13 protein-coding genes are annotated in these 13690 nt (G+C 63.6%); 8 read left to right on the top strand and 5 right to left on the bottom strand.

The genetic code is table 11. From position 1 onward, the window contains the following. Window positions 1-158: 158 nt before the first annotated feature. From ACCO56_RS29290 to ACCO56_RS29275, 4 genes are all read left to right on the top strand, one after another. Window positions 159-878 (top strand): ABC transporter permease, encoded by a 720-nt coding sequence (locus ACCO56_RS29290; protein WP_433644472.1) that lies wholly within the window; start codon window positions 159-161, stop codon window positions 876-878. Next, window positions 875-1681, top strand: coding sequence for an ABC transporter permease (locus tag ACCO56_RS29285; RefSeq protein WP_433644471.1), 807 nt, complete (start codon window positions 875-877; stop codon window positions 1679-1681). Before ACCO56_RS29290 ends, ACCO56_RS29285 begins: the two co-directional genes overlap by 4 nt. A 14-nt stretch (window positions 1682-1695) precedes the next feature. Next, a complete protein-coding gene (locus tag ACCO56_RS29280) occupies window positions 1696-2697 on the top strand; it encodes an Ldh family oxidoreductase (protein WP_433644477.1) in 1002 nt (333 codons plus the stop codon). Window positions 2698-2776: 79 nt separating this feature from the next. Next, complete coding sequence (locus ACCO56_RS29275) at window positions 2777-3232, top strand: DoxX family protein (protein WP_433644470.1); 456 nt, start codon at window positions 2777-2779, stop codon at window positions 3230-3232. Between the two features lie 145 nt (window positions 3233-3377). Here the strand turns inward: ACCO56_RS29275 and ACCO56_RS29270 are convergent, their stop codons facing one another. The 5 genes from ACCO56_RS29270 to ACCO56_RS29250 all read right to left on the bottom strand — a co-directional run bounded on the left by ACCO56_RS29270 (window position 3378) and on the right by ACCO56_RS29250 (window position 8498). Continuing rightward, the gene (locus ACCO56_RS29270) at window positions 3378-4124 is read right to left on the bottom strand and encodes an ABC transporter ATP-binding protein (protein ID WP_433644469.1); all 747 of its coding nucleotides are present in this window, start codon (window positions 4122-4124) and stop codon (window positions 3378-3380) included. After that, a complete protein-coding gene (locus ACCO56_RS29265) occupies window positions 4124-4891 on the bottom strand; it encodes an ABC transporter ATP-binding protein (protein ID WP_433644468.1) in 768 nt (255 codons plus the stop codon). Before ACCO56_RS29265 ends, ACCO56_RS29270 begins: the two co-directional genes overlap by 1 nt. A 1-nt stretch (window position 4892) precedes the next feature. After that, window positions 4893-6044, bottom strand: coding sequence for a branched-chain amino acid ABC transporter permease (locus ACCO56_RS29260; protein WP_433644467.1), 1152 nt, complete (start codon window positions 6042-6044; stop codon window positions 4893-4895). A gap of 4 nt (window positions 6045-6048) precedes the next feature. Then, window positions 6049-7074 (bottom strand): branched-chain amino acid ABC transporter permease, encoded by a 1026-nt coding sequence (locus ACCO56_RS29255; RefSeq protein WP_433644466.1) that lies wholly within the window; start codon window positions 7072-7074, stop codon window positions 6049-6051. Window positions 7075-7157: 83 nt separating this feature from the next. Next, window positions 7158-8498: a substrate-binding protein gene (locus tag ACCO56_RS29250; protein WP_433644465.1), complete on the bottom strand. Its 1341-nt coding sequence runs from the start codon at window positions 8496-8498 to the stop codon at window positions 7158-7160. A 193-nt stretch (window positions 8499-8691) separates the two neighbouring features. Between ACCO56_RS29250 and ACCO56_RS29245 the strand changes: the two genes are divergently transcribed. The 4 genes from ACCO56_RS29245 to ACCO56_RS29230 all read left to right on the top strand — a co-directional run bounded on the left by ACCO56_RS29245 (window position 8692) and on the right by ACCO56_RS29230 (window position 13589). Beyond that, window positions 8692-10173, top strand: a complete 1482-nt coding sequence (locus ACCO56_RS29245; protein WP_433644464.1) for a short-chain fatty acyl-CoA regulator family protein — start codon at window positions 8692-8694, stop codon at window positions 10171-10173. 73 nt (window positions 10174-10246) lie between these two features. Continuing rightward, a complete protein-coding gene (locus ACCO56_RS29240; RefSeq protein WP_433644463.1) occupies window positions 10247-10627 on the top strand; it encodes a response regulator transcription factor in 381 nt (126 codons plus the stop codon). Further along, window positions 10624-10908, top strand: a complete 285-nt coding sequence (locus ACCO56_RS29235; RefSeq protein WP_433644462.1) for a hypothetical protein — start codon at window positions 10624-10626, stop codon at window positions 10906-10908. The genes ACCO56_RS29240 and ACCO56_RS29235 overlap by 4 nt, the downstream gene beginning before the upstream one ends. Further along, window positions 10908-13589, top strand: coding sequence for an ATP-binding protein (locus ACCO56_RS29230; RefSeq protein WP_433644461.1), 2682 nt, complete (start codon window positions 10908-10910; stop codon window positions 13587-13589). Before ACCO56_RS29235 ends, ACCO56_RS29230 begins: the two co-directional genes overlap by 1 nt. The last annotated feature ends 101 nt before the right edge of the window (window positions 13590-13690 follow it).

Below are 13690 nucleotides of genomic sequence, written 5' to 3'. Positions count from 1 at the left end.
TGTCCGGCAGGACAGTGAGGGGCCGGCGCCAACGATCAATCAAACTGGCCGGTTGTATCATTCTAGGCATCGGGGGGTCGCATCGCTGCAGGCCGCCTCGGCCTAAAGAACAGCAGAGAGAGGCCCTGGTCGACGCTGTCTTTTTCCCGCTATCGCAAATGGGGATCCTGGAGCTTCTGGCCCCGAATCCTCCCGGCTGGGGCGGCAACCTGCTTCGCGGGCTGTGGAACTCCGTCCAGATCGCCGCCGGCGCCTTCGGCCTGGGGCTCGCCATCGGTACGGCCGGCGCCTTCGGCAAGCTTTACGGCGGGCCCGTGCTTCGGGACCTGCTCGAGGTGTACACGACGGTCGTGCGTGCCGTGCCCGAGCTCGTGCTGATCCTGCTGCTCTATTTCGCCGGAACCGATCTCATCAATCGCGTCCTGGAAGCTCTCGGCTACGCATCCATCGACATCAACGGGCTGGTGGCGGGCATCGTGGTGCTCGGCTTCGTCCAGGGCGCTTATTCGACGGAGGTACTGCGGGGCGCGATCCTCGCCGTGCCGCAGGGGCAGATCGAGGCGGCGCGCGCCTTCGGCATGCCGCCCGGCCTGCTGCTGCGACGCATCACCTTTCCCGCCATGCTGCCCTACGCCATACCGGGGCTCGCCAATCTCTGGCTGATCGCCACCAAGGACACCGCTCTCCTGGCCGTGGTCGGGTTCAACGAACTCACGCTCGAGACACGCCAGGCAGCGGGGGCAACCAAGGCCTATTTCACCTTCTTCGTGGCGGCGGGCCTGCTTTACCTCGCTCTCACGCTCTTTTCGAACCTCATCATCGGTCGTATCGAAAAATGGGCGCGGCGCGGCATGCCCAGCGTCGGCGAGGCCGCATGAAGCGAGCCGAGCTCAAAATGGCGCTGGCGCGCGCTTCACTCTGGCTGCAGCCCCATCGCATCGTATTGATCGTCATTGCCGGTGCCGCCGTGATCGCGGCCGCGCTTTATATGCGCTGGGATTGGCTGCCCCAATATTACGACCTCGCCCTCATCGGCATCTGGCGCACGATCTGGCTGCTCGTCGTCACCTCGGTCCTGGGGTTTGCGTTGGCCATACCGCTCGGCTTCGCCCAGGCGGCAGGGCCGGTCTGGCTTGCCGCGCCGGCCCGTGCCTTCTGTACCGTCATTCGCGGCACGCCGCTGCTCCTGCAGCTGTGGCTGCTCTATTACGGTCTTGGATCGCTGTTCCCGCAGTTCCCCTGGATCCGGCAATCCGAGCTCTGGCCTTATCTGAGACAGGCATGGCCTTACGCGGTCCTGTCGCTGACCCTTTCTTATGCGGGCTATGAAGGCGAGGTGATGCGCGGCGCCTTTGCCGGGGTTCCGCGCGCCCAGCTCGAAACGGCGAGGGCCTATGGCATGAGCCGCTGGAAGGTTTTCCGTCGGATCTGGTTCCCCCAGGCCCTGCATCGCGCGTTGCCGACGCTTGCCGGAGAGACGGTGCTGCAACTCAAGGCGACCCCGCTGGTTGCGACCATCACGGTCGTCGACATCTATGCGGTCGCCTCCCGCGTGCGCCAGGATACCTTCATCACCTACGAACCCCTGCTTCTCTTGGCGCTGGTCTATCTCGTGATAACAGGCATTCTCGTATTCCTGTTCCGCAGGCTCGAGGCTCGGATCCCGGCGCGGCTGGGTTGAGACGAGGAACGATGATGAACGACGATCTCTCGCTTTCGCTGGACGATGCTCTGGTCCTCTGCCGGGAAGCGGCAATGGCGCTGGGCGCCTCGCATGAGAACGCGCATGCGCTTGCCCTCTCGATCATCGCGGCTGAAGCGGAAGGTCAGCCCTCTGTCGGTTTCGCGCATCTCATCGACTATCTGGATGCACTGGCGGCCGGCCGCATAGCGGGCAAGGCGGAACCCATCCTGACAAGGCCGGCCCCGGCGATCATCCTGTCGGATGCCGGTGGCGGGATCGCGCATACCGGTTTCGACCGCGCCTTCGCGGACATCGTTTCCGTCGCCCATTCCTTCGGCCTTGCCCTTTTCGTCCAGAAGAATGCCTTCACCTGCGGCGCGCTGGGCTTTTTCGCCGGTCGCCTGGCCAGAGAAGGCCTGGTTGCGCTCGCCGCCACCAACGGGCCGGCGATGATCGCACCGCAGGGCGGGACGAAGCCGGTCTATTGCACGAACCCGCTCGCCTTCGGGGCGCCGCGCGAGGATGGTCCGCCGCTGCTGATCGACCAATCGTCGAGCGCCACCGCCTTCGTCAATGTTCGGGCGGCGGCCGAGGCCGGCAGGCCTATCCCCGAGGGCTGGGCGATCGACGGCGACGGGCGGCCGACGACGGACGCAAAGGCTGCGATCAACGGCGCGCTGCTTGCCTTCGGCGGCACGCGCGGTGCCAACATCGCATTGCTGGTCGAGGTGCTGGCGGCGGGCATGTCCGGCGCCAACTGGTCGCTCGATGCGCCGCCCTTCGACCGCGGCTCCGAGGGGCCGGGCACCGGGCTCTTCGTGCTGGCCATCGACCCGAAGCTGGTCGATCCTGGATTCGAAGAAAGGATGGCGGCGCAATCAGCCCGTCTCGCCGGCGACTATGGCGTCCATATCCCCGGTGTGGCCAAGGCGGTGGCGCGCGAGCGCGCGGCACGGGACGGCCTTGTCATCTCGAAAGCACTCCATCGGCGGATCGTCGATTTCCACAGATAACGCAGGGGCTCAAAACCAATTGATTTGACCGTTATCTCTTCGGTCCCGTTTGTGCGCGCAAACGAGGAAGCGACAGATCATGACAGACATTCGAGACACCGGCCCGACGCAGCGCCTGATCATTCCGGCTCTTGGCGGCCTCTATTCAGGCCTGCATGAAGGCGCTGAGACCTTGCTGCGTGTGGTGGCGGGCCTCGCCCTGGTCATGCACGGTGCCGGCAAGATCGTCGATCCGTTCGGAGCCGCCGGCATGGTGGAATCGCTCGGCTTCTATCCCGGCGCCTTCTGGTCGCTGATGCTCTCCTGCACGGAGTTCTTCGGAGGCATCCTGATCGCGCTCGGGCTGCTGACGCGGCCGGCTTCGCTGGCGGCGCTGTTCGTGCTCCTCGTCACCGTCTGGTTTCACGGCGTCGTGAGAGGCGACGGCTACATGGGGACGGAGAAATCGATCCTCTGGTCCGCCATCTTCTTCTACTTCACCATCCGCGGCGGCAACCGGCACTCGGTCGACGCGAAGCTGGGGCGGGCTTTCTGACGCGCGGTGCTGAAGCCGCATGTCCTGAAGTCCAGGCACTACGGCACGTCGCGTGAAAAAGGATTCACGCGGCGAGCTGTAGGCTCTTGATTCGCGCATGTCTTTTCCCGAAACCGCTGCACAGTTCGGGAGGCATGCTTTTAGCTCAAATTGCCAGATACTGATTCCGCAATTCGACGTTCTTGAGAACGGCTTCGGCCGGGCCGTCGAAGGCGATCTCGCCCATGTCGAGGATCAGTGCCCGGTTAGCGAGTTCAAGCGCGGCGACGGCGTTCTGTTCGACAATGATGGTCGTAATTCCGCGCTGTTTGATCTCTCCCACGATACGCTCGATCTCCCTGACGATGACCGGCGCAAGCCCCTCGTACGGTTCATCGAGCAGGAGGAGCTTGATGTCACGTGCCAGCGCACGGGCGACGGCCAGCATTTGCTGTTCGCCGCCCGAGAGCGTCACCCCTTCTTGCTTGCGCCGCTCAGCCAGTCGGGGGAAGTGCTCGTAGATCTGCTCCAGCGGCCAGCCTTTCGGTTCGGCGATCCGGGCAAGCTGGAGGTTTTCCTCGACCGTCAGGCCGGGAATGATGCGGCGATCCTCCTGGACGAGCTGGATGCCGTGTTGGGCGGCCTGAAAGTCCTTCATCCCGTGAATCGCATGCCCATTGAGCCAGATCTCACCGGACTTGAGCTCCGGATCGCCGGCGCGCGCCAGCGTGCGCAGCGTCGAGGTCTTGCCCGCTCCGTTGCGGCCGAGGAGCGCGACGACCTCTCCCTCGGCGACGTCGAAGCTTACGCCTTGGACGATATAGCTCTCGCCGTAATAGGCGTGTATGTCCCGCACGCTGAAATAGGCCGGTGCTGTGGCGGAGCCCGTGTCCGGCATCGTCATTGCGTTCATCAATGCGCTCCTCCGAGATAGGCTTCCTGCACCTTCGGATTGCCTCTGACTTCGTCCGGCGGGCCGTCGGCGATGATCCTGCCCTGGGCGAGCACGGTTATGCGGTCAGCCAGCGAGAACACGACATGCATGTCATGCTCGATGATGACCTTGGTCATGCCGCGCACCTTGAACGTCTTCAGGAGGTCGATGGTCGAATTGGTGTCGTGGCGCGACATGCCGGCTGTCGGCTCGTCGAGCAGAAGCAGCCGCGGCTTCTGGACAAGGCCCATGGCAAGCTCCAGTCGTCGCTTGTCGCCGCGCGACAGGCTGGCCGCGACCGCATGCTTCTGCGCGGCGAGGCCGACATCCTGCAGGCAATGCATGGCGTCGGCGAGAATTTCGGTGCGTTTTCCTACCGTCTGCATGGCGTTCAGCCTGAACGCGCCGTCATGCCTGGCGAAGGCCGGGACCATGACGTTCTGCAGCAAGGTGAGATCGGGGAAGATCTCGGGCGTCTGGAACACCCGGACGACCCCCATCTGGTTGATCTCGTGCGGCTCCTTGCCGGTGATCACCTGGCCGTCGAAGACGACGGCACCGGTATCCGGCGCGAGCCGCCCGATGCAGACGTTGAGCAACGTCGACTTTCCGGCGCCGTTCGGGCCGATGATGGCATGGGTGGTGCCTTCCTTGACCTGGAGGTCGATATCGGAAAGCGCCTGCAACCCGCCGAAGCTCTTGTGGACGTCGGCGACGTGGAGAACGACATTGCCTGTCGACATCATGCTACTCCGCCGGTTGCGGCTCGGCCGCCGAGGGTTTTCTGGTGTCCGCGAGTGGCCGGTTGAACCGCCACCAGATGCGGCGGAGCCCTTCCATGATGCCGCCCGGCAGGAAGATGACGATCAGCATGAACACGGCGCCCAGCGTCAGATTCCAGCCGTCACCGACGAAGAGCGACAGGAACGCCACGATGGGATTCTCGATGACGTCGGGCAGGAAACCGAAGACGCCATGCAGCGTCGCTTCGCTGAAGGCGGAGAAGATGTTCTCGCAATATTTGATGACCGCAGCACCCAGTACCGGCCCGACAAGCGTGCCGACGCCGCCCAGTATCGTCATCAGCACCACTTCTCCCGAGGCTGTCCACTGCATGCGCTCGGCACCGACCAGCGGATCGGTGGCCGCCATCAGACCGCCGGCGAGACCGGCATAGGCTCCGGATATGACGAAAGCGGCAAGCAGATAGGGGCGCGTGTCGAAGCCCGTGTAGCGCATGCGCGGCTGGTTGGACTTTATGGCGCGCAGCATCATGCCGAAGGGAGAACGAAAGATGCGCAGCGAAATGTAGAAGCAGGCGATCAGCACGGCAGCGCAAAGATAGAAGCCGGCGTAGCCGCCGCCGCTGATGTAGAGCCCGAACAGATCGACTCGCGGAAGTCCGGCGCCAGGCTCGAAGAACAAGCGATCGATGACCCGTGGGTCTTGTAACGACAGTTGCAGACCCGTCTCGCCATTCGTCAGAGGCGTCAGCACCGAGTAGACGAGATTATAGCTCATCTGGGCGAAGGCCAGCGTCAGGATCGAGAAGTAGATGCCCGAGCGCCTGAGGCTGACATAGCCGATAATCAGCGAGAAGAGGGCGGCGAAGACGACGGCCATGACGAGCGCCGGGATGGCGTTCATGGTGAACAGCTTGAGCGACCACACCGCGGCGTAGGAGCCTACGCCCAGAAACGCGGCATGACCGAAGGAAAGATAGCCGGTCAGTCCGAACAGAATGTTGAAGCCGATCGCGAATATTCCGTAGATGCAGAATTTCTGCATCAGGGCGGGATAGGCCGCACCGATCGGCTCGAGGATGATCGGCAGGCAAAGTACGACAGCCGTGAAGCCGGCCATGAGCAGCCAGTCGTTGCGCGCGGCGTTGCTGAACATCTCCTCAGTCCTCCATGACGCCTTTGCGCCCCAAGAGCCCGCGGGGCATGGTCAGCAGGATGATCACCGCGACCAGATAGATGATGACGTGGTCGATGCCCGGTACGAGCGCCTTGATTTCGTTCATCGAAGCGAAGGATTGCAGGATTCCGAGCAGGAAGCCCGCGGCAACGGCACCGCCGAGCGAGCCCATGCCTCCCACCACCACGACCACGAAGGAGAGCACCAGGAATTCCATTCCCATGTGATAGTCGGGCGGCAGGATCGGCGTGTACATCACGCCCGCCACGCCCGCGACGACGGCTGCGATGCCGAAGACGACGGTGAAGCGCCGCTGAATATTGATCCCGAGGAAACCCACCGTCTGCCGGTCATGCATGCCGGCTCGCACCACCATGCCGTAGGTGGTGAGTTGCAGGAACGCGAATACCGTGCCGATGACCGCGAGCGAGAAGAGCAGGTAGACGATGCGCCACCAGGGATAGGCGAGCGTCTGCCCCATGCCGAGCAACTCGCCGACATAGGCAGTGCCGCCGAACGCTTCGGGCGCGGGCTGCGGGATGGGATTGGCGCCGAAGAAGTGCTTGATGATCTCCTGGATGACGATCGCGAGGCCGAAAGTGACGAGTATCTGGTCGGCATGCGGTCGCTTGTAGAAATAACGGATCAACCCTCGCTCCATGGCGACGCCGACCGCCAGCATGAAGGGAATGGCGATCAGGATCGACGCCGGAACCGAATAGTCGTTGAGGATGGCGCCAAAGTCGCCGAGCCAGGCTTCGACATAGGGGGTCCGTACTTCCAGCGGCGTTCCCCAGGCTGTCGTTTGCGTGGGATCGACAACGACGCTCTCCAGGTTGAGGAGCCTGTTGAAGGTCACGGCGCAGAAGGCACCCAGCATGAAAAGGGCGCCATGGGCGAAATTGACGACGCCGAGCGTGCCGAAGACCAGGGTGAGGCCGAGCGCAATGAGCGCATAGGCGCCGCCCTTGTCGAGCCCGTTCAATATTTGCAGCAGAATTGCATCCATCGTCATCCACCGGGCTTCGCCATCGACACGCGGAATGGACCGGCCGCCGGAGGACACCGGGCGGCCGGCAAACGAGCGTCAGATCAGCATTGCTTCGGATCTGACGGTCCTAGATCCCCACCGAACATGGCGGCGTCGTACATGAGCTCCTCGCGCGGCACGACCTTCACCACTTCCATGAGGTCGAACTTGTCCTTTGGCTCCTCCTTGCCGCGGACCACCACGCAGGACTTGAAGCATTGGTGGTCCTCGGCGCGGTAGAGCGTTGCGCCGTTGCCCATCCCGTCGAACTCGAAGCCTTCCAGAGCCTTGATGACCTCGGGTGCATAGAAAGTGCCGGCCCGCTCGCACGCGTCGGCATAGAGCAGCGCCTGGACGTAACAGGTGTGCGCCGCCTGCGAAGGCGGGCTGTCATATTCGGCGCCGAAGGATTTGGTGAAGGCCTTGGTCGACTCGTCGTCCAGCTTCCAGTCCCAGTTGCCGGTGCCGAAGATGCCCTTGACCGCGTCGCCGGCGCCTTGCGCCATCAGCTCCGAGAACAGCGGCACGACGATTTCGAACTGCTTGCCGTTGACTTGCTTGTCGCGCAGGCCGAACTGCACCGCCTGGGTCAGGGAATTGACCATGTCCTTGCCGTAGTGGTTGAGGATCAGCACGTCGGCACCGGAATTGAGAACCGGCGTGATGTACTGGGAATAGTCGGCCGAACCCAGGGGCGTGCGGACGGCGGTCACCGTCTCCCAGCCGAGCTTCTCGGTCGCGTTCTTGATCGACTCCTCTTGCGTCCAGCCCCAGGTATAGTCGGCCGTGAGGTGGTAGGCCCTGCGATCCTTGCCGTAGGCTTCGCCGATCACAGGCGCAAGCGCCACGCCCGATTGATAGGCATTGAAGAAATGCCGGAAGCCATAACGCTTCTTGTCCTTGCCTGTCGTGTCGTTCGAATGGGTCAGGCCGGCCATGAAGATGATGCCGAGTTCCTGGCAAAGCCCCTGCACGGCCACGGCGACGCCCGAAGACGACCCGCCAGAGATCATGATGGCGCCGTCGCGCTCGATCATGCGCTTGGCGCCGTCGCGGGCGGCGTCGGATTTCGTCTGCGAATCGCCGTGCACATAGGCGACCTTCTTGCCGAGGATGCCGTTGCCCTTGAGGGCCGTCGGCTTCATCGTCTTGAGCATGCCCCCGTCGCCCTCGCCGTTGAGGTGTTTGACGGCGAGCTGGAACGCTTTGAGCTCGTCCTTGCCCTCGTCGGCATAGGCGCCGGTCAGCGGCACATTCCAGCCGAAGGTGACGGTGTCGCCCTTGGGCATGTTGCAGGACATGTTGTCGGCATATGCACCGCGGATGAAATGCATGGGCGCGGCCAGGCTCAGGCCGATCGCGGCGCCGGATTTGAGGAATGTCCTCCGGTTCGTGAAGCTCATCAGAAATTTCCTCCCGTGGCTGTCGCCCCGGCCGGGCCGGGCGATCAGGCGTGTGTCGCCTGCCGCAATCTTGCCCCGATCTGTCATTTTCTCAATAATCCTTTGGTTTTATTTGGATATTTTGTGTATATTTGTATTTGACCCGGCGATCTTCTGTCATTAATTTACAGACGATATCTGCAGCGAGGTGCGCATGGCGCAAAATCTGGCCGGGCTGAAGATAAGGACACGACGCAAGCAGGCCGGCATGACACAGGGCGAGCTGGCCCGACGCGCCGGCATCTCGCCGTCCTATCTGAACCTCATCGAGCTCAACAAACGCTCGATCGCCGGCGGGCTCGTCGACCGCATCGCGGCCGGACTGGGGGTCGATCGTTCCGCCCTGGACGGCGAGGCGGAGCGCCGGGTCGTGGCAACTCTCGAGGAGATTGCCGCAGATCCGGAGATCGTCGGATCGGCGGGTTTTCCTGGCTCCGCCGAGGATCTGGTCGGCCGGAATCCGGGTTGGGCAAACCTCATCCTGTCGCTGCATCGTGCTTGGCTCGACCAGAGCGAGACCGTTATCGCGCTGGCGGACCGCCTCAGCCGCGATCCGTTCCTTGGAGACAGCGTGCATCGCATGCTGACCCATGCCGCCTCGATCCGGGCGGCATCCGAGATCCTCGACGCCGAGGACGCGCTGAGCCCGGCGGAGGGTCACCGCTTTCTCTCCATCGTGGCGGCGGACTCCCAGAAGCTTTCAACGGTTGCGCAGTCTTTGCTCGAATTTTTCGACAGCACCCGCATTCGGGTCCGCTCGGCGACGCCGGCGGAGCATGTGGATGCCTTCATCCACGCGTCCGACAACCATTTCCCCGACTTGGAAGCCGTTGCCGCCGGCTTTCTCGCGGGTCGCCTGCCCGGCGAAAGGCCTGCAAGCGCGGCCGAGCGCCTTCTCATTGATCAAAACCGCCTGCCTCCCGTCCCATCGTCTCCAGCCACGGCCGAGGCGCGGGCCTTCGCGCTGGTCAAGGAAGCGCTACGGGAGGACGCGGCCGGCGCGGTGAAGACACTCATCGACACCCATCCCGCCCTCGTGTCGGAAGAGTCCAAACGTCTGGCCGCTGCTGCGCTGCAGGCCTATGTGGCGGCCGCGGTGCTGATGCCCTACGAAGCTTTCCACGAAGCGGCGGAACGACATCGTTACGATCTCGACGCGCTGTGCCGCCTGTTCGGCGTATCGTATGAACAGGCGGCGCATCGCCTGGCGACGCTTCGCCGGCCCAATGCGGAAGGCGTGCGTTTCGCTTTCATGCGGTCGGACGTTTCCGGCTACGTGACCAAGCGGCTCCCGCTGCCGCGCCTGCCGCTGCCGCGCTACGGCAACGCCTGTCCATTGTGGGTCATACACTCGGCCTTCCAGACGCCCGGCGTGAGCGCCCGCGGCTTCGGCGAACTGCCTTCCGGCGATCAGTTCCTGTTCTTTGCCCGGGCTATCGAGAAGCATCCGCCGACCGCCAGATTACCCCGCCATCTCATGTCGGTCATGCTGGCTTGCTCCGCCGCGGAGGCGGACAGGATTTGCTATGCCGACGGCGTCGACCGGGCGACGGCGATGACTCCTATCGGCACGATCTGCCGGCTTTGCCCGCGTATCGACTGCCGGCACCGCCAGGAGGCGCCTCTGGTCACGTAAGTCGAATTGATTATGGCGGCGTGGTGCAAAGCGTATAGGCTGGAAGGAAAAACGGCCCGGGGGGAGCTGGTCTATGGCCAAGGCAAGGATACTCATCGTCGAGGATGAGCCGAATATTGTCGAGTCGCTGAGCTTCATCCTCGGGCGGGCCGGCTTCGAGGTGGATACTGTCGCCGAGGGGACCGCGGCGCTGGACCGTCTGCGACGCCAGTCCTTCTCGGCACTCGTCCTCGACATCATGCTGCCGGGGATGAATGGCCTGGAGGTGCTGAAGACAATCCGGACCGATTCCGTTCTCGCCGGCCTGCCTGTCATGGTTCTGTCCGCCAGAGGCCAGGCAAGCGACCGCAAGGCAGCAGAGGCGATCGGCGCGAACGCATTCGTCACCAAACCCTTTTCCAATGCCGAGGTGGTCGAGCGTGTTTCGCGCCTCGTGTCGGGCGTTCCATCGTGAGACGCTGGACGACCGACCCCCAGGGCGCACGCGACGCAGCCACGCTGCTTCCGGTCACCGCCGCCATTCTGCTCTTGCCGCCCCTCATCCTCGTTTTCGCTGCGCCGGTGCTCGTCGCAGGGGTCCCGCTCATCGTCGTCTACGTTTTCGGTATCTGGGCCGGGATCGTCCTGTGCGCATGGCTGCTGGCACGCAATCTCGCCAGGGTGCCGGATGCGGTCGATCCTGACGGCGATGCCAATGGAGAGGTCGACGCACGGTCGCTGGCTGATCGACGCTGATGCTTCACGTCAACCTCGTCGTCATCGTCTGCCTGGCCTATGTCATGATTCTCTTCGGCGTGGCTTTCGCTGGTGACAGGCGGGCCCGAAGAGATCCGACGGGATGGCTGTCTTCGCCGCTCGTCTACACCCTTTCCATCTCCATCTACTGCACGTCCTGGACCTTTTTCGGCGCGGTCGGGTCGGCGGCGACCAGCGGCATGGAGTTTGTCACCATCTATCTCGGGCCGACGATCGTTTTTGCCGGCTGGTGGGCCTTCCTGCGCAAGCTGATCACGGTCGGACGCGTCCATCACACCACCTCGATTGCCGACCTGATCTCCGCGCGATTCGGAAAGGATCCGGCGCTCGGCGCGATCGTCACCCTGATGGCTCTCGTCGCGACCGCGCCCTATATCGCGCTGCAGCTCAAAGCCCTCACGGCCAGCTTCCAGGTGGTTACTTTCCCGGCCGGCGCGGTCGTTGCTGCCGGCATGGAGATCGAGCCCGATTATGCCATCGCCTTCTGGCTGGCAGCGGGACTCTGCGTCTTCTCGATCATGTTCGGCGTGCGAAACATCGATGTGAACGAACGGCATCACGGCGTTATCGCAGCCATCGCGCTCGAGGCGGTCGTGAAGCTGGCGGCGCTGCTCGCCATCGGGCTGTGGGTGGTTGTCGGCGTATCGGGCGTGCCGGCCCGTATCTTCGCCAATGCGCCGGTCAGCCTGCTCAACCCCGAACCCACTTTTGGCGCCCGCTGGGTGACGCTCTGCTTTCTGGCGGGCGCAGCGGTCATCTGCCTGCCCCGCCAGTTCCAGGTGACGGTCGTCGAGAATTCGAGCGAACGGCAAATCCGGACCGCCTCGTGGCTCTTCCCGCTCTATCTGCTCCTCATCTGCCTTTTCGTACTGCCGATCGCCGTCGCCGGGCTCAACAGGCTGCCTTCAGGATCCGATCCCGACCTCTATGTTCTGGCGCTGCCTCTCGCGGCAGATCAGAACGCTCTCGCTTTGCTCGCCTTTCTCGGCGGCTTTTCCTCGGCAACGTCCATGGTTATCGTATCGTCGATCGCGCTGTCGACGATGATCTCCAATCACATCGTGATGCCTCTGGCACTGCGCTCGATCCTGCCGGCGGCAAGCGCGCAAAACGTCCGTGGCTTCATCCTCGGAGTTCGCCGGGCGAGCATCGTCTTCATCGTGTTCCTGGGCTTCCTCTATTACCGCCTGAGTGGGACTTCCGACGCGCTCGCCGCGATCGGGCTGATTTCGTTTTGCGGCGTAGCGCAGTTCCTGCCGAGTCTGGTCGGCGGGCTCTATTGGCGCTCCGCCACGCATGGCGGCGCTATTGCCGGCCTGACGGCAGGATTCGCGGTCTGGGCTTACACGCTATTTTTGCCCAGCTTCGAGGGCTTCGCCCTGATGCCGGCGAGTGTCATCGACAACGGTCCGTTCGGCTGGGCCTGGCTGAAGCCCTACGCCCTGTTCGGGCTCACCCAGTTCGATCCGCTGGTCCATGCCACCTTCTGGAGCGTCGGCATCAACACGGCGCTTTTCGTCATCGTCTCGATGCTGTCGGAGCCCACCCCCATTGCCCGGCTCCAATCGACGCTCTTCATCGACGTGTTCCGCCGCCAGACCGAAAACGAGTTGCGCGTCATTCGTCGGACTGCACGTGTGGCCGAGTTGCGCCAGATCGCCGACCGCCTTCTCGGGCCCGTCGAGGCCATGCAACTCTTCGAGAACGAGGCTCGGGGGCGCGCGGTGATCGCCAGCGACGAACTCATCTCCCTGGTCGAACGGCGGCTGGCGGCCAATGTCGGCGCCGCGTCTGCGCGTTCGCTCATCTCGCGCGTGGTCACGAGCGAGACGATCGGCGTCGAGGAGTTGAAGCGGCTTGCCGGTGAGGCCGAGCAGATCCGCGCCTACTCCGCCGAACTGGAGCGCAAATCTCGGCAGGTCGAGGCGACTGCCGCCGAGCTCGCGCAAGCAAACCAGAGACTGCGCGAAGTCGATTCGCAGAAGGACGAATTCCTGAGCCAGGTCAGCCACGAGGTCCGAACTCCCATGGCGTCGATCCGCTCGTTCAGCGACATCCTGCTCAACAACCGGGACATCGACGAGGCGGAGAAGCTCCGCTTTCTGGCCATCATCCAGCACGAGAGCTTGCGCCTGACGCGCCTGCTCGACGGCATACTCGACGTCAGCCAGATGGAGAGCGGAAGGCCTGCTTGGGAGACGGTAGCCTTCGATCCGGAGGTGGCGATCGATCAGGCAATGCAGAGTTGCGAAGCGCTGGCACGCACCGCTGGCGTCACTCTCAAGCGCGCCCGCCGGGCGCGCGGCGCCCTGATTCGCGGCGATCGTGACAGGTTCGCGCAAGTGTTCATCAACTTGATCTCCAACGCGATCAAGTACAACACCGATCCCAGGCCGATGGTGACGGTTTCGAGCTCGTTGCGCAAAGGCGTGTACGAAGCTCGTGTCGCGGACAACGGCCCTGGCATTCCGCCAGACGAGCACGAGCGCATTTTCGTAAAGTTCGCACGGGGTCCAACGCCTCGCCAGGGCGGAGCGGGTCTCGGCCTCGCGATCAGCCGGCAGATCATCGAACGGTTTGGCGGTGAGCTTTACCTTGCAAGCTCGACGACTGCGCCTGGAGCGGAATTCGTGGCACGGCTGCCCTCGGTGGCCAATTGACCGCATCCAAGGCGTCGTATCGAGATGTATGAATCTCGAGCCTGGTGGGGGATGGCCAGCAGGCCAGAGGGGATGCAACGCAGTACCGCAAACAAAAGCCC

The organism is Mesorhizobium sp. 1B3 (assembly GCF_050958605.1).
GTDB lineage: Bacteria > Pseudomonadota > Alphaproteobacteria > Rhizobiales > Rhizobiaceae.
Note: the sequence above shows the minus strand (reverse complement) of the source record. Positions and strands in the feature narration are given on the sequence as shown.